The organism is Bradyrhizobium sp. SZCCHNR1017, assembly GCF_032381375.1.
Lineage (GTDB): Bacteria > Pseudomonadota > Alphaproteobacteria > Rhizobiales > Xanthobacteraceae > Bradyrhizobium.
This window is the reverse complement of record NZ_JAUHIR010000006.1, coordinates 152,013-171,651: the sequence shown is the minus strand read 5'-3', so window position 1 is coordinate 171,651 and position 19,639 is coordinate 152,013. Positions and strand designations below refer to the sequence as shown.

General features: G+C 66.4%; 17 protein-coding genes. 8 read left to right on the top strand and 9 right to left on the bottom strand.

What is annotated here, in order from left to right:
• Positions 1-9: 9 nt before the first annotated feature.
• A complete protein-coding gene (gene rpmF, locus QW863_RS17180) occupies positions 10-192 on the top strand; it encodes a 50S ribosomal protein L32 (RefSeq protein WP_006610266.1) in 183 nt (60 codons plus the stop codon).
• A 187-nt stretch (positions 193-379) separates the two neighbouring features.
• Entirely contained in the window at positions 380-1,105 is a 726-nt protein-coding gene (locus tag QW863_RS17175) for a hypothetical protein (protein ID WP_315715174.1), read from the top strand.
• An 18-nt stretch (positions 1,106-1,123) separates the two neighbouring features.
• Here the strand turns inward: QW863_RS17175 and QW863_RS17170 are convergent, their stop codons facing one another.
• Positions 1,124-1,345, bottom strand: coding sequence for a hypothetical protein (locus QW863_RS17170; RefSeq protein ID WP_315715175.1), 222 nt, complete (start codon positions 1,343-1,345; stop codon positions 1,124-1,126).
• 367 nt (positions 1,346-1,712) lie between these two features.
• Between QW863_RS17170 and QW863_RS17165 the strand changes: the two genes are divergently transcribed.
• Positions 1,713-3,380 carry an EAL domain-containing protein gene (locus QW863_RS17165; protein WP_315715423.1) on the top strand — a complete coding sequence of 556 codons (1,668 nt, stop codon included), beginning with the start codon at positions 1,713-1,715 and terminating at the stop codon, positions 3,378-3,380.
• Positions 3,381-3,400: 20 nt separating this feature from the next.
• On the opposite strand, the gene phaR is transcribed toward QW863_RS17165, so the two are convergent.
• Positions 3,401-3,994 carry a polyhydroxyalkanoate synthesis repressor PhaR gene (gene phaR, locus QW863_RS17160; RefSeq protein ID WP_315715176.1) on the bottom strand — a complete coding sequence of 198 codons (594 nt, stop codon included), beginning with the start codon at positions 3,992-3,994 and terminating at the stop codon, positions 3,401-3,403.
• 382 nt (positions 3,995-4,376) lie between these two features.
• Between phaR and QW863_RS17155 the strand changes: the two genes are divergently transcribed.
• The 4 genes from QW863_RS17155 to QW863_RS17140 all read left to right on the top strand — a co-directional run bounded on the left by QW863_RS17155 (position 4,377) and on the right by QW863_RS17140 (position 9,814).
• A complete protein-coding gene (locus tag QW863_RS17155) occupies positions 4,377-5,555 on the top strand; it encodes an acetyl-CoA C-acetyltransferase (RefSeq protein ID WP_315715177.1) in 1,179 nt (392 codons plus the stop codon).
• A gap of 270 nt (positions 5,556-5,825) precedes the next feature.
• Positions 5,826-6,551, top strand: coding sequence for a beta-ketoacyl-ACP reductase (locus QW863_RS17150; protein WP_315715178.1), 726 nt, complete (start codon positions 5,826-5,828; stop codon positions 6,549-6,551).
• Between the two features lie 153 nt (positions 6,552-6,704).
• A complete protein-coding gene (locus QW863_RS17145; protein ID WP_315715179.1) occupies positions 6,705-7,577 on the top strand; it encodes a DMT family transporter in 873 nt (290 codons plus the stop codon).
• A 227-nt stretch (positions 7,578-7,804) separates the two neighbouring features.
• Positions 7,805-9,814 (top strand): putative bifunctional diguanylate cyclase/phosphodiesterase, encoded by a 2,010-nt coding sequence (locus tag QW863_RS17140; RefSeq protein WP_315715180.1) that lies wholly within the window; start codon positions 7,805-7,807, stop codon positions 9,812-9,814.
• A gap of 1 nt (position 9,815) precedes the next feature.
• On the opposite strand, the gene QW863_RS17135 is transcribed toward QW863_RS17140, so the two are convergent.
• Positions 9,816-10,250, bottom strand: a complete 435-nt coding sequence (locus tag QW863_RS17135; RefSeq protein ID WP_315715181.1) for a cupin domain-containing protein — start codon at positions 10,248-10,250, stop codon at positions 9,816-9,818.
• A gap of 14 nt (positions 10,251-10,264) precedes the next feature.
• Complete coding sequence (gene gloB, locus QW863_RS17130; RefSeq protein WP_315715182.1) at positions 10,265-11,032, bottom strand: hydroxyacylglutathione hydrolase; 768 nt, start codon at positions 11,030-11,032, stop codon at positions 10,265-10,267.
• Between the two features lie 193 nt (positions 11,033-11,225).
• On the opposite strand from gloB, the gene QW863_RS17125 reads away from it, so the two are divergent.
• A complete protein-coding gene (locus tag QW863_RS17125; RefSeq protein WP_315715183.1) occupies positions 11,226-12,002 on the top strand; it encodes a class I SAM-dependent methyltransferase in 777 nt (258 codons plus the stop codon).
• Positions 12,003-12,092: 90 nt separating this feature from the next.
• On the opposite strand, the gene QW863_RS17120 is transcribed toward QW863_RS17125, so the two are convergent.
• The 5 genes from QW863_RS17120 to QW863_RS17100 all read right to left on the bottom strand — a co-directional run bounded on the left by QW863_RS17120 (position 12,093) and on the right by QW863_RS17100 (position 19,530).
• A complete protein-coding gene (locus tag QW863_RS17120; RefSeq protein WP_315715184.1) occupies positions 12,093-12,923 on the bottom strand; it encodes a DUF4167 domain-containing protein in 831 nt (276 codons plus the stop codon).
• Between the two features lie 551 nt (positions 12,924-13,474).
• The gene (prmC, locus tag QW863_RS17115) at positions 13,475-14,362 is read right to left on the bottom strand and encodes a peptide chain release factor N(5)-glutamine methyltransferase (protein ID WP_315715185.1); all 888 of its coding nucleotides are present in this window, start codon (positions 14,360-14,362) and stop codon (positions 13,475-13,477) included.
• Positions 14,363-14,555: 193 nt separating this feature from the next.
• Positions 14,556-15,641 carry a peptide chain release factor 1 gene (gene prfA, locus QW863_RS17110; protein ID WP_315715186.1) on the bottom strand — a complete coding sequence of 362 codons (1,086 nt, stop codon included), beginning with the start codon at positions 15,639-15,641 and terminating at the stop codon, positions 14,556-14,558.
• 62 nt (positions 15,642-15,703) lie between these two features.
• Positions 15,704-17,971, bottom strand: coding sequence for a phosphoenolpyruvate--protein phosphotransferase (gene ptsP, locus QW863_RS17105; RefSeq protein ID WP_315715187.1), 2,268 nt, complete (start codon positions 17,969-17,971; stop codon positions 15,704-15,706).
• 302 nt (positions 17,972-18,273) lie between these two features.
• On the bottom strand, positions 18,274-19,530 hold the full coding sequence (locus QW863_RS17100; RefSeq protein WP_315715188.1) for an aspartate kinase: 1,257 nt from the start codon (positions 19,528-19,530) through the stop codon (positions 18,274-18,276).
• Positions 19,531-19,639 lie beyond the last annotated feature (109 nt).

Sequence of the window (19,639 nt, the reverse complement as noted above, 5' to 3'; positions counted from 1 at the left end):
GATACCGATATGGCCGTCCCCAGAAGAAAAACTTCGCCGTCGCGCCGCGGCATGCGCCGCTCGGCTGACGCCATCAAGAAGCCGACCTATGTCGAGGACAAGGATTCCGGCGAGCTGCGTCGTCCGCACCACCTGGACCTGAAGACCGGCATGTACAAGGGCCGCCAGGTCCTGAAGAAGAAAGACGCCTGATTGTCCGCGCGGGCCGCTTTCCAAGCTGCCCGAATTCGGCCATCGATGGGGTTGAAAGCGGTCCCGTGCGACGTGATTCGCCGGGACCGTTGCGTATCTGTGCCGCGTGATCCCGTCTCGCTGTCTCATCTTCGCACCGATTGACTTTGCGCCGGGCCGCCGCCCGCGCCATCCAAGGCTTCAACCGATGTCCATGGTCGGTTTCCCGCTGCTGCTGATCCCGCTGGCGATCTACAACATGATCGTCTTCCTGATGCCGGGGGTCGCGTTCAGCGAGACGCTGCTGCGCCTTCAGCTTCCGTCCGGCGAGGTCTGGACGATCTCGCTCGGCGACATGCTGCTGGCCCTGGGCGTGCTGCTGCTGCTGCTCGAAATCATCAAGGCGGCGAAGCCGAACGGGAAATATCTGACCGATCATCTGCTGTCGCTGCTGGTCTTCGGCGGCGCCGCGGCGGAATTCGCGATGTGGCAGAAGTTCGGGAATTCGACCTTCCTGCTGCTGACCCTGCTGGCGATGGTCGATTTCTTCGGCGGAGTCTCGCTGCGCACCAAGCGCGCCGCCCGCTCAGTCGTCGCAGCTCCCGCTTCCATGCCCGCGCCGGCCGAAGCGACCGTGCCTGATCCGGAACCTCAGCCGATCGAGGAGCCGGCCAGAGAATCGGTCAAAGAACCGGCCAAGGCGGAGGTTGAGCAGGCGGAGGTTCAGAAGGCGGATGCTGCCGCGCCCGTCGTTGAAGAGCCGATCGATGCCGTGCCGGCTGCTGCTTCGGTCGCCGAGTCCGTGCTGCTCGACCGCTCGGTCCCCCGGCCGGCTCCCGCTCCGACGACCGGCTGGGTCGCGGAGGCAAAGGAGACCGAGACCGCCTCTCCGGGCGCTCCAGAGCCGCCCAAACCCGACGCGCCGAAGCCCTGAGGCGCAGGAGCGCGCCGCTCAGATCATTTCTCGGGTCCGGCCGCCGGCACGCGTGACCGGCTGAAGCCTCGCCGCATAGGCACTGTGGACGTCGGCAACCGCCGCGCGCCTGAGCGTGCGGGTTTGCGGCAGCTGCTCGGCGGTCGCGATCAGATGGGTCACGAAGCCGGCGTCGGGGCGTGCTGCGCGAACGATCCGCGCGCGAAGGTCATGGCTCGCATCGCTCGGCAGCAGCGTCACGGAGCGGGAGGTCTCCTCCGACCCATCCAGGCGATCGCCGTCCTGATCAATCGTTAACATTGTCCAACCACCGCCGGCGCGATTGTCACGTTCTGGGACGCCGGAGCCTTTCGCTCCTCGATCTCGCAAGAGCAATGCCGTTCCAAGCGCTCTGGAGCGCTGCATGTTCCAAACATGGTTGACGCGTCTCCGACACGCGCTCGTCGCCTCGGCATGCTCTCCGTTAACCAGAGATGCGTAGTCTGATTCGCGAACTCGGCCGCCGCCGCTCGCGCGGATGCGCGCTGGCCGTTCCCAAATCAGCGCCGGTCCTGCCGGCCTGTGCCGAAACGAGGCGACCTTGACATCCGAATTGCCACAGACCGCGATGATCCTGGCGTCCCTGGGCCAAGCTGCCTTTGTCTGGGATCTGGCGAGCGACGTGATCGTCTGGAGCGATCACGTCGGGGCGGTGTTTGCCGACGTTCCGCTGCCGCAACTCTGCAACGGCGCCGAATTCAGCAAGCTCATCGAGCCGGACCGCAGCATCCGCTCCGAGATCCTGCACCAGGCGGCGCCGCTGCATGGCGCCGCCGGCACGCCGTACCGGATCGAATATGGCGTGCGCACCCACGCCGGTGCGCCATTGATCTGGGTCGAGGAGACCGGCTGCTGGTTCGCCGGCCCCGATGGGCGGCCCTTGCGTGCCCAGGGCATTGTGCGGATCAACAACGAGCGCCACGCCCGCGAGGAGCAGCTGCTCAAGCTGTCACGGCACGATCCGCTGACCGGCGAGCTGAACCGAACGCATCTGCTGGCGACGCTTGCCGAGGTGATCGAGGAGTCGCAGCGGTTCCGCTTCTCCTGCGCCTTCATGCTGGTCGGCATCGATCATCTCGCGCGCATCAACGACGCCTTCGGCTTCGACGTCGCCGACGGCGTCGTGCTGGAGATCGCCCAGCGCATCCGGGGCCGGCTCCGCGGTGGCGACACGCTCGGGCGGTTCTCGGGCAACAAGTTCGGGCTGATCCTGAAGAACTGCACGATGGACGACATGACCACCGCGGCCGAGCGCTTTCTCGCGACCGTGCGCGACGAGGTGGTGCCGACCAAGTCAGGTCCGGTCGCCGTCACCGCGACGATCGGCGCCGTGAGCGTTCCCCGTCACGCGCGCTCGGTCGAGGAAGCGGTCAACCGCGCCCATGAGACGCTCGACGCCGCCAAGCGCCGCCGCATCGGATCGTTCTCGACCTGGCGGCCGAACGTGGAGCGCGACGCACAGCGCAAGGTCAACATCCGCGTCACCGACGAGATCGTGACCGCGCTCAATGAGCGGCGCATCGTCACAGCGTTCGAGCCCGTGGTGAATGCCAACACGCTTGCGCCCGCCTTCTATGAATGCCTGGTGCGGATGCGCCAGGATGACGGCCGGGCCTTGCTGGCGCCGGACGTCGTCCCAGTCGCCGAACGGCTCGGTTTGATCCGTCTGGTCGATCACCGCATTCTGGAGCTGGTGGTGGCGGAGCTCGCGAGCACGCCCGACGTCACCCTGAGCCTCAACATCTCGCCTGAGACCACCATGGATCCGGACTGGTGGGCCTCGATCGAGTCCATGATGCGCGCCCATCCTGGGGTCGCCGAACGGCTGATCGTCGAGATCACCGAGACGGTCGAGATCCAGGACGTCGACGATCTCCGCGGCTTCGTGACGCGGCTGAAAGATCTCGGCAGCCGAATCGCCATCGATGATTTCGGCGCCGGGCACACCTCATTCCGCAATCTGCGCAAGCTCGGCGTCGACATCGTCAAGATCGACGGCGCCTTCGTGCAGAACCTCGTGCGCTCGGCTGACGACCGCGCCTTTGTGCAGACGCTGGTCGAGCTGGCGCGACGGCTGCAGATCAAGACGGTCGCGGAATGGGTGCAGGACGAGGCGTCGGTCGCGCTGCTGCGCGACTGGGGCTGCGATTACATTCAGGGCCGGGTGATTGGCCTCGCCTCGGTCGATCGGCCGTGGATCGGTAACGGCAGGGTGGAGCTGCCGGCGGCGGGTTGATCAGCCGCCGGCCTTCGGCGTCAGCCTTGCTGCTCGTCCTTCTTCGGCTCCGACATGCGATCGAGCCGGTCCTGCATTTCCTTCATCTGACGGCGCAGCTCGTCGATGTTGTCGTCGGCGGCCGGGGCCGGCTCGGCGGCCTTCTCGTCGGCGCGCACCGGCGGCGTGAACGGCTTGAACATCGAGAACGTCTGCTGGAACAGTTCCATGTTGCGGCGCACCTGCTCCTCGAGCGGCGCGAACGGCGTCCCGCTGAAGGTGTCGGCGATCTGCTTGCGGAATTTCTCCTGCTCCCGGGTCAGGGTATCGATCGACTGCTCAAGGTACTTTGGCACCACCATCTGCATGCTGTCGCCGTAGAAGCGGATCAGCTGGCGCAGGAACGTGGTCGGCAGCAGGTTCTGACCGGCCTTGTTCTCCTGCTCGAAGATGATCTGCGCGAGGACCGACCGCGTGATGTCGTCGCCGGTCTTGGCGTCGTAGACCAGGAAATCCTCCCCGTTCTTAACCATCGAGGCAAGATCTTCGAGGGTCACGTAGGTACTCGTCCCGGTATTGTAGAGCCGCCGGTTCGCGTATTTCTTGATTGTGGTGGGTTGGTCAGATTTCGCCATGAGCTCACACATGCAAACCGAGAACAGGGAACCCGGCGGCGTCGCCGCAGGGCGAAGAGCTACGCAATGCAATAACGTAATCACTTTCGAGCGAGTTCGGCTACGGTTTTGTGCGGAACGGTTAATCCCGCAGCAGAAATCTTGCTCACGAAACGGCCAAGCATCCCAATTTGAATGCGCTGCAGCAGGAATTGCTGATGCCGCCAATTGACATGTCGCAACGACGTTAACAGGATGAAGGACGAAGGTTGCGCACTCGCCAATCCGGGGCTTGCGGAGGGCCGGCACGACCGTGAACTGAAAAGATCATTTTCATTTCAAATACCCTCGAGTCTCAAGCCCTCGCTTTCACGTCCAAGATCAAGAACCCCAGGAGATGCTCATGTCAGACGATGTCGTCATCGTCAGCGCCGCCCGCACCGCGGTTGGAAGTTTCAACGGTGCCTTCGCCAGTGTCCCGGCTCACGAATTGGGGGCGGTGGCCATCAAGGCCGCGCTGGAGCGCGCCGGCGTCGAGCCGGGCCGCGTCTCGGAGGTCATTATGGGCCAGATCCTCACTGCGGCGCAGGGCCAGAACCCGGCGCGCCAGGCTTCGATCGCCGCCGGCATTCCAGTCGAGAGCCCGGCCTGGGGCATCAACCAACTGTGCGGCTCCGGCCTGCGCTCCGTGGCGCTCGGCTACCAGGCGCTCGTCAATGGCGACTCCGATATCGTGGTCGCCGGCGGCCAGGAGTCGATGAGCATGGCGGCGCATGCGCAATATCTGCGCGCCGGTGTGAAGATGGGCTCGCTCGATCTGGTCGACACGATGATCAAGGACGGCCTGTGGGACGCCTTCAACGGCTATCACATGGGCAACACCGCCGAGAACGTTGCGAAGCAATATCAGATCACGCGCGCGCAGCAGGACGAGTTCGCGGTTGCATCGCAGAACAAGGCCGAGGCGGCTCAGAAGGCCGGCAGGTTCAAGGACGAGATCGCGCCCGTGACGGTCAAGAGCCGCAAGGGTGACACCGTGGTCGACACCGACGAATATCCGCGTCATGGCGCGACGATCGAGGCCATGGCCAAGCTGCGTGCGGCGTTCGAGAAGGACGGCACGGTCACCGCCGGCAACGCGTCGGGCATCAATGACGGCGCGGCTGCCGTGGTGCTGATGACCGCCAAGCAGGCGGCCAAGGAGGGCAAGACCCCGCTCGCGCGGATCGTGTCCTGGGGCCAGGCGGGCGTCGATCCGAAGATCATGGGCACCGGCCCGATCCCGGCGTCGCGTTCGGCGCTGAAGAAGGCCGGCTGGAACATCGCCGACCTCGACCTGATCGAAGCCAACGAGGCGTTCGCCGCGCAGGCTTGTGCGGTGAACAAGGATCTCGGCTGGGATCCGGCCAAGGTCAACGTCAACGGCGGCGCGATCGCGATCGGCCATCCGATCGGTGCGTCTGGCGCGCGCGTGCTCGTGACTCTGCTGCACGAGATGCAGAAGCGCGACGCGAAGAAGGGTCTTGCCACGCTGTGCATCGGCGGCGGCATGGGCATCGCGCTGTGCGTTGCACGCGACTAAAAAGCCGGCAGTGACTGCGAACCGTTCAGTCTTCGCAATCGCGTCCAGCTCAACTAAAGATCAACGCCCGGCGATCTCGCCGGGCGTTTTGTTCTTGATGTCCGTCAAACACGTCGCATAATCGACCACTAAAAAATGGAGTTGAGCGAGCATGGGTTGTCGTGCGGCAAGTTGATCGTCGCGCGGAGGTTCATGATCCAATAACAACGGCAAGCGCGGCGACAGCCAGAGGTTGTCCTGTGCGATCAGTCATCGAGGGAAGGATTCGACATGGCACGTGTGGCGTTGGTGACGGGGGGAACGCGCGGTATCGGAGCGGCGATCAGCAAGGCGCTGAAGGCGGCGGGATACAAGGTCGCGGCGAATTACGGCGGCAACGATGCCGCGGCGGAGAAGTTCAAGAGCGAGACCGAGATCCCCGTCTACAAATGGGACGTCAGCTCGTTCGAGGCCTGCGGCGAAGGCATCAAGAAGGTCGAAGCCGATCTCGGTCCGATCGATGTGCTGATCAACAATGCCGGCATCACCCGTGATACGGCCTTCCACAAGATGACGCTCGAGCAGTGGAGCGCGGTGATCAACACCAATCTCGGCTCGCTGTTCAACATGACCCGCCCGGTCATCGAGGGCATGCGCGCGCGCAAGTTCGGCCGCATCATCAACATCTCCTCGATCAACGGCCAGAAGGGCCAGTTCGGCCAGGTCAACTACTCCGCGGCGAAGGCCGGCGACATCGGCTTCACCAAGGCGCTCGCGCTGGAGACGGCCAAGGCCGGCATCACCGTCAACGTGATCTGCCCGGGCTACATCAACACCGAGATGGTGCAGGCGGTGCCGAAGGACGTGCTCGAGAAAGCCATCCTGCCGCTGATTCCGGTGGGGCGCCTCGGCGAGCCCGAGGAGATCGCGCGCGCCGTGGTGTTCCTCGCGGCTGATGAGGCCGGAGCCATCACCGGCTCGACGCTGTCGGTCAATGGCGGCCAGTACATGGTGTGAGCCTCGAAGGCGGCGTTGCCTCCGGCCACCATCTGCGGTTAAGGAAAACCTGATGCCCGCGCTCGCCGCGGGCATTCACGTCTTGGACGCTCCCCGCACGGACGCAGGCGTGGGTGGCCGGCATGAGCCGGCCGTGACGGAGCCTGCCGCCTGATGTCCCAGCGCAATGCGACCCTGATCGGTCTGACCGCGATCCTGATGTGGTCGCTGCTCGCCTTGTTGACGGTGGCAACTGGCACGATCCCCGCCTTCCAGCTTGCGGCGATGACCTTCGCGATCGGCGGCGCGGTCGGCCTGCTCAGTCTGGTCCGCCGACCGGACGGGCTACGGGTGCTGCGGCAGCCGCTGACGGCGTGGGCCGTGGGCGTCGGCGGGCTGTTCGGTTATCACGCGCTGTACTTCCTGGCGCTGCGCTTCGCGCCGCCGGCAGAAGCCGGGCTGCTGAACTATCTTTGGCCGCTGCTGATCGTGCTATTTTCGGCGTTTCTGCCGGGGGAGCGGCTCGCGGTTCATCACGTGACCGGCGCCGTGATCGGGCTTGTCGGCACCGCGCTGCTGTTGCTCGGCAACGGTGCGAGCTTCGCTGCGAGCCAGTTGCCGGGGCTCGCGGCCGCCTTCGTCGCGGCGTTCGTGTGGGCGATCTATTCGGTGCTCTCGCGCCGTCTGAAGGCGGTGCCGACCGATGCCGTCGCCGGCTTCTGCATGGCGACGTCCGCGCTCGCGGCCCTGGTCCATGTTGCGGTCGAGCGAACGGTCTGGCCCGACGGCCCGACGCAGTGGCTCGCTGTTGCCGGTCTCGGCATCGGCCCGGTTGGCGCCGCGTTCTATGCCTGGGACATCGGGATGAAGCGCGGAGACATTCGCGTGCTCGGTGCCGCATCCTATGCGACGCCGCTGCTGTCGACGGCTTTCCTGATCGTTGCCGGCTATGCCCGCCCGAGCGCCGCCCTGGCGGTGGCCGCACTGCTGATTGCCGGCGGCGGTCTGGTCGCGGCCAAGGACATGTTCCTCCTGCGCAAGCGCTGACCGCGTCAGGTCGAGCGACGTCAGGCGGGGCCGGCTCGCATGCGGACTGGGCACGGCGGTCCGAATCCGCCGGTTATCCTTGCTGCGCACTTAACCGTGCGCAAAACCGGCACGCCGGCCGGTAGCTTACAACCGCCGATTACAGTTTGGCGCGGTCTGCACCTAACCCGCCCTTTACCCGTGCTGAGCGATAGTCCCTGCGAAATGGTGCTGACAACGGGGCGGCAATGCCGGACGTGAGACGTTACATGGCCCGCGCAGGGGAGTTGTTTCGCGTTCCCGCCGACAGTCCCGAGCTGACGCGCGCGCAGTTCCAGGCGTTCTCCAAGCAGGTGCCGCTGCTCTATTTCATTCTCATCACCAACAGCCTGGCGCTCGCCTACACGTTCCTGCCGCTGGCGCCGACGTGGCTCACGATCTCGGTGCCGGCGTTGCTATCGACGATTACCGGCGCGCGCATGCTGTGGTGGCTGCGGCAGGGCGAGGCCGCCAGCAGCGACGCCGAGGTGCTGCGCAACCTGCGTGTCACCAACCGGATTGCCGGCCCGATCGGGGCGCTGTTCGTCGTCTGGTCCTTCGCGTTGTTCCCCTACGGCGACCCATTCGCCAAAGGGCAGGTCGCGTTCTACATGGCGGTCACGGTCATCGGCATCATCTTCTGCCTGATGCACCTGCGCTCCGCAGCCCTGATCGTGACCCTCGTGGTCATCGTGCCCTATGTCATCTTCTTCATGTCCACGGGCGTTCACGCGCTGCGGGCGATCGCGGTCAATCAGCTGCTCGTGTCCGGCGCGATGGTCACGGTGCTGTTCATCTATTATCGGGATTTCGCCGCGCTCGTCGCCAGCCGCAAATCGCTGCTCGCGGAGCAGGCGGCGACGCAAGCGCTGTCGGATGAAAACTTCCGCCTCGCCAATCTGGATTCGCTGACCGATCTGCCCAATCGCCGTCGCTTCTTCTCGGAGCTCACGCAAGCTTTCGCCGAGGCCGACCGGGACGGCACGCGGCTCGCCGTCGGCATCATCGATCTCGACGGCTTCAAGCCGATCAACGACACCTATGGGCACACGGTCGGCGACCGCGTGCTGATCGAGGCCGCGCGCCGCATCCGCGACGCCTGTGCCGGCCATGGCGGCCAGGTCCATCTCGCCCGGCTCGGCGGCGACGAGTTCGGACTGGTGGTCGCCGGCAATCCCACGGACGACGATCTGCTCAACCTCGGACGGCAGATCACCGACCTCATCAAGCTGCCCTATCAGTTCGACACGACCCATACGGGCCTGTCGTGCTCGACCGGCTTTGCGTTGTATCCGCGCTCGGCCATGGTTGCGGATGCGCTGTACGAATGCGCCGACTATGCGCTGTACCACGCCAAGCGCCGCGCCCGCGGCCAGGCCATCATCTTCTCGACCGAGCTCGAGGCGGAGATCCGCAGCCGCAGCGTGATCGAGCACCTGTTGCGCACGGCCGATTTCGACGCCGAGATGGACCTGGCGTTTCAGCCGATCATGGACGCGACGAATTCGCGCACCACCGGATTCGAGGTCCTGGCGCGCTGGCACAGCCCCAAGCTGGGTACGGTGTCGCCCGCAAGCTTCATCCCGGCCGCCGAGCGGATCGGCGTCATCCGCAGCCTGACGCGTTGTCTGCTGGTCAAGGCGCTCGCCGCCGCGCGGACCTGGCCGGACGACATTCGCGTGTCGTTCAATCTCTCCGCGCACGACATCTGTTCGCCGGATGGCGTCCTGCCGCTGCTGGCGGTCATCCATGCCAGCGGCGTGCCGCCGCGCCGCATCGAGTTCGAGATCACCGAGACCGCCGTCACCTTCGACTTCGCCCGCGCCGAGCAGTCGATCGCGGCATTGAAGGCGATCGGTTGCGGCATCTCGCTGGACGATTTCGGCACCGGCTACTCGTCGCTCAGTCACGTCCACCGGCTGCCGCTCGACAAGCTCAAGGTCGACCGCAGTTTCGTGAGCGACGTCAATGCCAACCCGATCAGCCACAAGATCATCAAGTCGCTGACCGGCCTCTGCGCCGACATGGAAATTTCGTGCGTCGTCGAGGGTGTCGAGACCAAGGAGCAGCTCGACAGCCTGCGGCGTCTGGGCGCGGACTACATCCAGGGCTACTACTTCGCGAAGCCGATGCCGGCCGACGCGATTTCCGGCTTCCTCGCCCAGGAGCGCCAGCGCTTCGCCGAGCCGGCCGCGAAGGTCGCCGGCGCGAGCGCCTGACTCAGACCTCCGGCTCCCAGCCGGGCGGCGCAAGCTCGAATCCTTCGAACATGAAGCCCGGCGCCACCGTGCAGCCGACGAGCGTCCAATCGCCGGCGCTCTCGGCGGCCTGCCAGGCATGGGCGGGCACCACCGCCTGCGGCTGCTGGCCGGCTGCGAGGTCGATGCCCAGCGTCGTCGTTTGCGGCGCCTGGCCCTCGGCGGCGATCCGCAAGGTCAGCGGCGCACCGGCATAGAAGTGCCAGGTCTCGACCGCGTCGACCCTGTGCCAATGCGAACGCTCGCCGCGCGCGAGCAGGAAATAGATCAAGGTCGATGCGGCGCGGCCGGAGGCGTCGACGGCCGGATCGCGGAAGGTCTCGCGAAAATGTCCGCCCTCCGGATGAGGCTGCAGGCCGAGCCGCGCGATGATGTCGGCAGCCGAGAGCGTGGCCATCGTCGTCCTCGCCGTTACGACTTGTTCTTGCGCTCGCGCAGCTCGCCGAACACCTGCTCGGCGCTGGCGCCCTTCATGCGCAGCCGCAGTGCGACGGCCGGATCGTCGGCGCGCAGGAACACGTTGGCGGTCTTCTCGTCGCCCAGCAGCGACGGAATGGTCGGCCGGTTGGCGGCACGCAGCCGCGTGACCTCCTCGGCGCGAGCCTTCAGCGCCGCGTTGTCGCCGTCGACGGTGAGGGCGAATTTGACGTTCGAGGCTGTGTATTCGTGGCCGCAATAGAGCCGGAAGTCGTCCGGAAGCGCGCGCAGCTTGAGAAGCGAGTCCCACATCATCGGATAGGTGCCCTCGAACACCCGGCCGCAGCCGACCGAGAACAGCGTGTCGGCCGCAAACAGCGCCTTGTCGGCATCGAACACGTAGGAGACGTGGTCGAGCGTATGGCCCGGCGTCTCCAGCACCCGCGCGAGCAACTCGCCGATCTTCACGACATCGCCATGGGCGACTCGCAGATCGACGTTGGCGATCGCCGTCGTCTTGTCGTGGGGCGCGACCACCCGGCAGCCATATTTCTGCTTGAGCTCGGCGACGCCGCCGACATGGTCGTGATGATGGTGCGTGATCAGGATGTCGGTGAGCGTCCAGCCTTCGGCGTCCAATTGCCGGACGATCGGTCCGGCCTCGGGGGCGTCGATCGAGGCAGTCGCACCGGTTGCCGGGTCATGGATCAGATAGCCGAAATTGTCGGACAGGCAGGTGAAGGCGCGGATGTCGGCGGCCATGATGTCTCCGTCGGCGGGACCGGGCGAGGCACGATGGTCGCGCTCGCGATGCCAGAAGGTCGTGGAAGCGGAGCCCGGGCGCAGCGCTGCGGGGCGGCCTCCGATGTCCCGCGCAGAGATATGGCGTTAACGCTGGAGGCGCAACGCAATATTCGGCGCGCGGCAGCGCGCGCTCGCATGATACATTGACGTCATGGACGTGATCGATCTGCGAAATTTCTATTCGGGTCGCCTCGGGATCGTCGCGCGGCTCTTGATCAACCGCGGTATCCGGGCGCGCTGGCCGAGCGCGGCCGGGCAGCGGGTGCTCGGCGTCGGCTATCCCACGCCTTATCTCGGCCTGTTCCGCGAGGATTCCGAACGCTGCATCGCCTTCATGCCGGCGGCGCAGGGGGTGCTGAAATGGCCGACGGCGCGGCCGACGCTGGCCTCGCTGGTGGACGAGTTCTCGCTGCCGCTGCCCGATGCGGCGATCGACCGCATCCTGATCGTGCATGCGCTGGAGATGTCGGACGACCCGGCCGGGCTGCTGCGCGAGATGTGGCGGGTGCTGGCGCCGGCGGGACGCATGATCATCGTGATCCCGAACCGGCGCGGCGTCTGGACGCGGACCGACAACACGCCGTTCGGCCATGGCCGGCCCTATTCGCGCTCGCAGATCACGCAACTGCTGCGGCAGACCTGGTTCACGCCGACCGGCTGGGGCGAGGCGCTGTTCATGCCTCCGGTCGGCGGCTGGTTCCTGAAATCGGCGATGGCCTGGGAGCGAGTCGGCGCGGCGCTGTCGCTGCCGTTCGCCGGTGTCCACATCGTGGAGGCGACCAAGCAGGTCTACCGGGTGATCCCGGCGCGCCGCGAGCGCATCCGACTGATCCCGCGGCTCGAACCGGTGCTGGCGCCGTCACCGTCGGCCCCCGGATCCGGTGGCGCCGGTCGCCGCGAGGTCGGTCCGCCGTCGCACGAAGCATGATCCCGGGCCGTTTTCCTGCGCGCTTCCCGCGCAAAAAAACGGGTGGGCTCAGAGCCCACCCGTTTCGTGTTTCACGACGGAGCGAAATCGCTATTCGCCCGGATTGAGGTCCTCGCTCGGCGCCGGCGCAGCAGCGGCTGCTTCAGCGCGCGGACCATGCGGACGCCGGCGGCGCCGCGGATAGCGCTCGGCAGCGCCCTCGAAGGCGGCCGGGGGATTGGCGATCTGCGGCTGCGGACCGGTGATGAAGGACGGCAGCCGATCGACGCCGCTGTCGGCGATGACGGGCTGGGGTTGCGGCTGCGGCTGGTACTGGACGGGCTGCGGCCGCTCCCGGTGCTCGCGCGGCTCCCGCTCGCGATGTTCGCGGGGTTCACGGTGTTCCCGCGGCTCGCGGTGTTCGCGCGGCTCGCGATGCTCACGCGCTTCGCGGTGCTCGCGCGGCTGCTGCTCGCGCTGATAGGGCTGGTTGTCGCCGCGCTCGCGCTGGCCGCCTTCGCGGTCGCGCATGAAGGGTTGGGGCTGAGGCTGCGGCTGGGCCGGAACGAAGCCGGGCTCCTGGCCGAAATGCGAGAAGCTCTCAGCGTCATCGTCGAGGTCGTCGACGGTCAGGTCCTCGGTGTTGCGCGGCTGCTGCGGCTGATTCTGTCGGAACTGCTCCTGCGCGGCGGCAATCAGGCGGAAATAATGCTCGGCGTGCTGGTAGTAGTTCTCGGCGGCTACGGGGTCACCCGAAGAGCGGGCGTCGCGGGCAAGCTGGACATATTTCTCGGCGACATGAGAGGCAGTGCCGCGGATCTTGATGTCCGGTCCATTGGACTCGAACACCCGGGTCAGCGGATTCTGGCCGCGCCGGTTATTGTTGTTGTTACCGCCGCTGTTCCGGTTGCGCATCCGCTTGTTGTTCTGACCGTTTCTCATGTCCTGCCTTTATTCCAACCCTGCGTTAGGAGCACCGATTGTCTGAGCACTGATTGTTATCGGAATACCGAGAGTGTATTGAAATACCTTCGCCGGGCTCGGACGCCTCGCGCGCGGTCCAAATGGTCCCATCCGACCCATGTCGGTTCCGACATGCCGGTTTGACCCATGCCGATGTGATCGACAGCCGATTCTCTCGACAAAAGCGCGTTCAAAACGCGTTCCCCACCCGCCAGCCCCTGGGACCGGCGAACCACGTCATTCAGCCAGCCAAGGCGACATGCGCCACGACCGACCCAGTTTGCTTAGCGTAAGACCTCAAGTGCAAAGTCAGGCTTTCGTTCGCTTTGCAGTCGCGGGCTGCGCAGCCATCCGGGCTCTCGCGCTCAGCAGATCTGCGTTCTGGAACCTATCGCCCGGCGCGGCTCTCTGGCATCTGACCGCGGCGGTGTTCCGTGAATACCGCTCGTCGTGGCCTGCACCGGTGCTATGGATGGAACGTAGTCGCTCCCGGGGGATATTCCAAGAGCTTTTTCTGCATTCCCCGACCTTTACCGGAGCTTTTTTAGGCCCATGACGGTTCGGGGAATACCGGCCAGATCGGCCCGGATCGTCGAGGAATCGGCCGTCAGGCCAGCCCTCACCATCAATGCAGCGACCTCGTCACTCTGGCCAAGCCCGACCTCCACGATGACAGCGCCGTCCGGCCGCAGCAGGGCCGCCGCCTGCGGGATCAGCGCGCGGTAGGCGTCGAGCCCGTCCTTGCCCCCGTCCAGGGCGCGCAGCGGATCATGAGTGCGCACCTCGACGTTGAGCGCACCGATCTCGGACGACGGGATGTAGGGCGGGTTCGACACGATCAGGTCGAAACCCGCAGACAGCGCTGCGGCGTAGGAGCAGGCGACGAAGCCGGCGCGGTCGGCCAATCCGAGCGCGCGCGCATTATCCCGCGCGGTGGTCAGCGCGGCCAAGCTGATGTCGGTACCGAGTCCAAAGGCCCCCGGCAGCTCGGACAGCAGCGCCAGCAGGATCGCGCCGGAGCCCGTGCCGAGATCGGCGATGCGCAAGCGACGCTTCAGGTCGCCGCCGGCCGCGAGATGTTCCAGTGCCAGCTCGACGACAGTCTCTGTGTCCGGCCGCGGCACCAGCGTGTCGGCCGACAATCGCAGGTCCAGGCCCCAGAACTCTTTGGTGCCGAGGATGCGGGCGACCGGTTCGCCGGCCAGCCGGCGCCGCACCAGCGTTTCCAGGCGCTGCGCGTCGTCATGGGAGAGCTGTCGTCTCCCGTGCATCACGAGCCCGGTGAGGTCGAGCTGCAGCGCATGGCCGACCAGCAGCCGCGCATCGAGCTCGGGCGAGTCGAGGCCCGCATCTGCAAAGCGCGCGGCCAGGGCACGGCGGGCGGCATCGATCGTCACGCCGGCGATGAGGCCGGTCATCGCGCAAACTCCCTCCACGCGTCATCCCCGCGAACGCGGGGAGCCATACGCCGTGCCGTGGCGGGACGGGCGGTCGGAGTTGCCTTCTGTGACAGCCACGAAGGCCGGTGGTTAGGGGTCCCTGCGTTCGCCGGGACGACACCGTTTGCGTCGGGGCAGCGTCGCATCGCCTCCTGCAATGCGCCGGTGCGCATCACGCCGCAGCACCTTGCGCGGCGAGCTGCGCGGCCTGGTGCTCGGTCGTCAGCGCGTCGATGAGTTCGCCCAGCGCTTCGCCGGCGATCACCTGCGGCAGCTTGTAGAGCGTCAGGTTGATGCGGTGGTCGGTGACGCGCCCTTGCGGAAAATTATAGGTGCGGATGCGCTCCGAGCGGTCGCCCGAGCCGACTTTCTCCTTGCGCTCGGCCGAGCGGGCCGCGTCGACCTTCTGCCGCTCGGCGTCGTAGATGCGCGAGCGCAGGATGTTCATCGCGGAGGCGCGGTTCTTGTGCTGCGAGCGGCTGTCCTGCATCATCACGACGATCCCGGTCGGGATATGGGTGATGCGGATCGCCGATTCCGTCTTGTTGACGTGCTGGCCGCCGGCGCCTTGCGCGCGCATGGTCTCGATGCGCAGGTCGTCCGGCTTGATGTCGACGTCGACATCCTCGACCTCGGGCAGCACGGCGACCGTCGCCGCGGAGGTGTGGATGCGGCCCTGCGTCTCGGTATCGGGCACGCGCTGCACGCGGTGCACGCCGGATTCGAATTTCAGCTTGGCGAACGCGCCGCGGCCCTGCACCTCGGCGATGATCTCCTTGTAGCCGCCGACGGTGCCTTCGGAGGCTGAGACCACCTCGACCTTCCAGCCCTGCAGGGCGGCGAAGCGCTCATACATCCGGAACAGGTCGCCGGCGAACAACGAGGCCTCGTCGCCGCCGGTGCCGGCGCGGATTTCGAGCACGACGTTGCGGTCGTCCATCGCATCCTTCGGCAGCAGCGCGACGCGGATCTTCTGCTCCAGCTCGCCGCGCCGCGCGATCAGTTCGTTGCGCTCGGCCTCGGCCATCGCGCGCATTTCGGCATCGGTGGCGGGATCGGCGATCAGCGCCTCGGTGTCGGCGAGCTCCTTGACGCCGGCGCGATAGGCCTTGACCGCGTCGATCAGCGGATTGAGCTCGGCCAGCTCACGGGTGATCTGCACGTAGCGGTCGGAATTGACCTGGCCGAGCAGCTCCGCCTCGAGCGAGGCGTGATGCGCAAGCAGGACATCCAGTTTGGCTTGGGGAAGCGACGACATGATGCAATCTGTTCTAGGAGCAAACGATACGAACGGAAGACGCGCAGGCCGCGACAGACCCGCTACAGCGCGAGGCCTTCGCTCTCGGCGAACTCGGTCAGCTTCTGCCGCATCGAGAAGCTGCCGGCCGGCGCGGCCAGCCATTCGGCCATCTTCGTCGCCGCCTTGCCGGCGTCGAGTTCGAGGATCATCGCCTTCACAGGGCCGTGCGCGGTGGCCGACAACGACAGCGAGCGGTAGCCGAGCGCGATCAGTGCCAATGCGCCGATCGGCTTGGAGGCCATCTCGCCGCACAGTGACACCGACCGCTTGGCGGCCTTGGCCTTATGCACGATCTGCTGCAACGCCCGCAGGATCGGCGTCGACAGCGTGTCGAAGCGCTCGGAGACCTTGGCATTGCCGCGATCGACCGCGAACAGGAACTGGAACAGGTCGTTCGAGCCGACCGAGATGAAATCGACCTTCGAAAGCAGCTCGTCGAGCTGATACAGCAGCGCCGGGACCTCGAGCATGGTGCCGACGTCGACGCGCTCCGGCAGCGTGTGACCGTGCTGGCGCAGATAGGTCAGCTCGCGCTCGACGATCGCTTTCGCCGTGTCGAACTCGGCGACTTCCGAGATCATCGGGAACATGATGCGCAGCGAGCGGCCGCCGCCGGCGCGCAGCAGCGCCCGGATCTGGCCGCGCAGCAGGCCCGGACGGTCGAGGCCGAGGCGGATCGCGCGCCAGCCGAGCGCCGGATTCTCCTCGATGACGGTCTCCATGTACGGCAGCGCCTTGTCGCCGCCGATGTCCAAGGTGCGGAACGTGACCGGCTTGTGGCCCGCGGCGTCGAGAACCGTGCGATACAGCGCCAGCTGGTCGCTCGAGCGCGGCAGGCTGGCGGACACCATGAATTGCAGCTCGGTGCGGAACAGGCCGATGCCGGCGCTGCCGGTGTCCTCGATATGCGGCAGGTCGATGACCAGGCCGGCATTGATCATCAGCTCGACCGGCTGGCCGTCCTTGGTCACGCAGGGCTTGTTGCGCAGCTCGCCATATTGCGCCTGACGGCGGGCGCGGAAGCGCACCCGCTCGGCATAGGCGGATTCGATCTCCGACGACGGGCGCACATAGATCGATCCTGAGGTGCCATCGACGATGATGGCGTCGCCGGGATCGGCGATGCCCGGCGCGTTCGGCACCTCGCCGACGGCGGGAATGCCCAGTGCGCGCGCCACGATCGCGACATGCGAATTGGCGGTGCCTTCCTCGAGCACGAGGCCGCGCAGCCGCTTGCGGTCGTAGTCGAGCAGCGCCGCCGGACCCATCGCGCGTGCGATCAGGATGGCGTTGTCCGGCAGGTGCTCGCGCCGCGGCGCGTGGTCCTGGCCGACGAGCTGACGTAGCAGCCGGTAGCCGAGATCCTCGAGGTCGTGCAGTCGCTCGCGCAGATACGGATCGGTCGAGCGCAGCATGCGGGCGCGGGTGTCCGACTGCACGCGCTCGACGGCGGCTTCCGCCGTGAGGCCGGTCGCCACCGCCTCGTGCAGCTTGTGCGACCAGCCCTGGTCGTTGGCGAACATGCGATAGGCTTCGAGCACCTCGCGGTGCTCGCCGCCATCGGCGACGTCGCCGCGCTCCAGCATGCGGTCGAGGTCGGCGCGCAGCTTGAGCAGCGCGGCGTCGAGCCGCTTGATCTCCTTGGGCAGGTCCTCGGCGATGTAGTTGTTGATGACGACGCGCGGCTCGTGCAGCACGACATGGCCGAGCGCGATGCCATCGGACAGCACCGTGCCGGTCTTGTGGATCGAGTGCCGCGCCGCCGGCTCGGCGCCGGGCTGCGCCAGCGCTGCGAGCTCGCCGGAGGCGATCATCTCGGCGAGCACCATCGCGGTGGTCTGCAGCGCCTCGACCTCTTCCTCGACATAGGTGCGCTTGGCGCGGTTCTGCACCACCAGCACGCCGAGCGTGTTGCCGGCGCGCAGGATCGGCACGCCAAGGAAGGAGTGGTAGATCTCTTCGCCGGTCTCCGGCCGATACGAGAAGGCGGGATGGCTCTGCGCGTCGTTCAGGTTGAGCGGCGTCGCTTCGCTGGCGACGAGGCCGACGAGGCCTTCATGCGCGCTCAGCACGGTCATGTGCACGGCGTCGCGGTTCAGACCTTCGGTAGCGTAGAGCTCCAGCGTGTTGTCGACGCGCAGCACATAGACCGAGCAGACCTCCGCGACCATGTTGGCCGCGATCAGCACCACGATCTTGTCGAGCCGCTCCTGTGCCGAGACCTGCTCCGCCATGGTCTCGCGAAGCCGTCTGAGCAGGACGCGGGGGCCTCCCGACGCGCTTCGCATGTGGCACAATCCCCCTTCCTGGGGCCAGCCCGGCACGCGGCCGGATCTGGCGCTAAACTCGCGGCATCGAACAGCTTTCTCGATTCGGCACTATCGCACGCTCAGAGTGCCGGCCCGAACCAGAACAACCTTCACTGGAGCACAGTTTGCGGCTGCCATCCTGCGATGGCGTATAGCGAATTAGGGCTTGTTTTGCCAAGCAAAACGCCTGCCACCGCGGGCGGCGTCAACGGCTTTCGAACGATCTCCGGCCCGTCCCGCTGTCACAGAACGGGACAGGTGTGGTCGCGGAGGAGGATTTTCTAGGCCTGGTCCAGTCCGTAGAGCGTATGCAGCGTGCGGACGGCGAGCTCGGTGTAGGCGGCGTCGATCAGCACCGAGAACTTGATCTCGGAGGTCGTGATCGCGCGAATGTTGATGTTGCGGGCGGCGAGCGCGGCAAATCCCTTGGCGGCGACGCCGGCATGGCTGCGCATGCCCGATCCGATCACCGAAACCTTGGCGACGTCGGTCGCGGTATCCAGGCGCTGATAGCCGATCCTGTCCTTGGCCGCGGTGATGGTCTCGCGCGCGCGATTGTAATCGGTGGCCGGCACCGTGAAGGTGAGATCGGTGGTCTTGCCGTCTTCGGAGACGTTCTGGACGATCATGTCGACGTTGATATTGGCATCCGCCAGTGGTCCGAAGATCGAGGCGGCGACGCCCGGCTTGTCCTCGATCTGGCGCACCGAGATCTGGGCCTCGTCCTTGGAGAAGGCGATGCCGGTCACGACGTGATTTTCCATGATTTGTTCCTCGCTGCAGATCAGCGTCCCCGGCGGCTGGTTGGCGTGCGGGTCGATATCCTCGGGCTTGTCGAATGAGGAGCGGACGAAGATCGGCATGTTGTGCACCATGCCCAGTTCCACCGAACGGACCTGCAGCACCTTGGCGCCCTGCGACGCCAGCTCCAGCATGTCCTCGAAGGCGATCTTGTCGAGCCGCTTGGCCTTCGGCACCACCCGGGGGTCGGTGGTATAGACGCCGTCGACGTCGGTATAGATGTCGCAGCGGTCGGCCTTGATGGCGGCCGCGATCGCCACCGCCGAGGTGTCCGAGCCGCCGCGGCCGAGCGTGGTGATTCGCCCGGTTTCGGCGTTGATGCCCTGGAAGCCGGCGATGACCGCGACCTCCTTGCGGTCGCGAAAGCGCTGGATCAGCTCGGAGCCGTCGATATCGACGATTCGCGCCGAGGCATGGGCATCGCTGGTCTTGATCGGGATCTGCCAGCCCTGCCACGAGCGGGCCTGGATGCCCATGCTCTGCAGCACGATCGCCAGCAGGCCGGACGTGACCTGCTCGCCCGAGGCCACGACGGCATCGTATTCACGCGCATCGTGCATCGGCGACGCCTCGGTGCACCAGGCGACCAGTTCGTTGGTCTTGCCGGACATGGCCGAGACCACGACGGCGACCTCATGACCGGCGTCGACCTCGCGCTTGACGTGGCGCGCGACGTTGCGGATGCGGTCGATGTTGGCGACGGATGTGCCGCCGAATTTCAGCACGAGGCGACCCATGACGACGCGCTCATTCCCATCAGGAGGATAAGTTGACCGGCTGGGCGCGAAACCGGAGGCGCGCCAGCCGAAACGCGCGTATACATAGCGCCGCGGCTGGGGGCAAGAC

Bases quoted from the DNA above. Each gene is read 5' to 3' on its own strand.
- rpmF (WP_006610266.1), top strand. From the start codon at position 10: ATGGCCGTCCCCAGAAGAAAAACTTCGCCGTCGCGCCGCGGCATGCGC.
- QW863_RS17175 (WP_315715174.1), top strand. From the start codon at position 380: ATGTCCATGGTCGGTTTCCCGCTGCTGCTGATCCCGCTGGCGATCTAC.
- QW863_RS17165 (WP_315715423.1), top strand. From the start codon at position 1,713: ATGATCCTGGCGTCCCTGGGCCAAGCTGCCTTTGTCTGGGATCTGGCG.
- phaR (WP_315715176.1), bottom strand. From the start codon at position 3,994: ATGGCGAAATCTGACCAACCCACCACAATCAAGAAATACGCGAACCGG.
- QW863_RS17155 (WP_315715177.1), top strand. From the start codon at position 4,377: ATGTCAGACGATGTCGTCATCGTCAGCGCCGCCCGCACCGCGGTTGGA.
- QW863_RS17150 (WP_315715178.1), top strand. From the start codon at position 5,826: ATGGCACGTGTGGCGTTGGTGACGGGGGGAACGCGCGGTATCGGAGCG.
- QW863_RS17145 (WP_315715179.1), top strand. From the start codon at position 6,705: ATGTCCCAGCGCAATGCGACCCTGATCGGTCTGACCGCGATCCTGATG.
- QW863_RS17140 (WP_315715180.1), top strand. From the start codon at position 7,805: ATGCCGGACGTGAGACGTTACATGGCCCGCGCAGGGGAGTTGTTTCGC.
- QW863_RS17135 (WP_315715181.1), bottom strand. From the start codon at position 10,250: ATGGCCACGCTCTCGGCTGCCGACATCATCGCGCGGCTCGGCCTGCAG.
- gloB (WP_315715182.1), bottom strand. From the start codon at position 11,032: ATGGCCGCCGACATCCGCGCCTTCACCTGCCTGTCCGACAATTTCGGC.
- QW863_RS17125 (WP_315715183.1), top strand. From the start codon at position 11,226: ATGGACGTGATCGATCTGCGAAATTTCTATTCGGGTCGCCTCGGGATC.
- QW863_RS17120 (WP_315715184.1), bottom strand. From the start codon at position 12,923: ATGAGAAACGGTCAGAACAACAAGCGGATGCGCAACCGGAACAGCGGC.
- prmC (WP_315715185.1), bottom strand. From the start codon at position 14,362: ATGACCGGCCTCATCGCCGGCGTGACGATCGATGCCGCCCGCCGTGCC.
- prfA (WP_315715186.1), bottom strand. From the start codon at position 15,641: ATGTCGTCGCTTCCCCAAGCCAAACTGGATGTCCTGCTTGCGCATCAC.
- ptsP (WP_315715187.1), bottom strand. From the start codon at position 17,971: ATGCGAAGCGCGTCGGGAGGCCCCCGCGTCCTGCTCAGACGGCTTCGC.
- QW863_RS17100 (WP_315715188.1), bottom strand. From the start codon at position 19,530: ATGGGTCGCCTCGTGCTGAAATTCGGCGGCACATCCGTCGCCAACATC.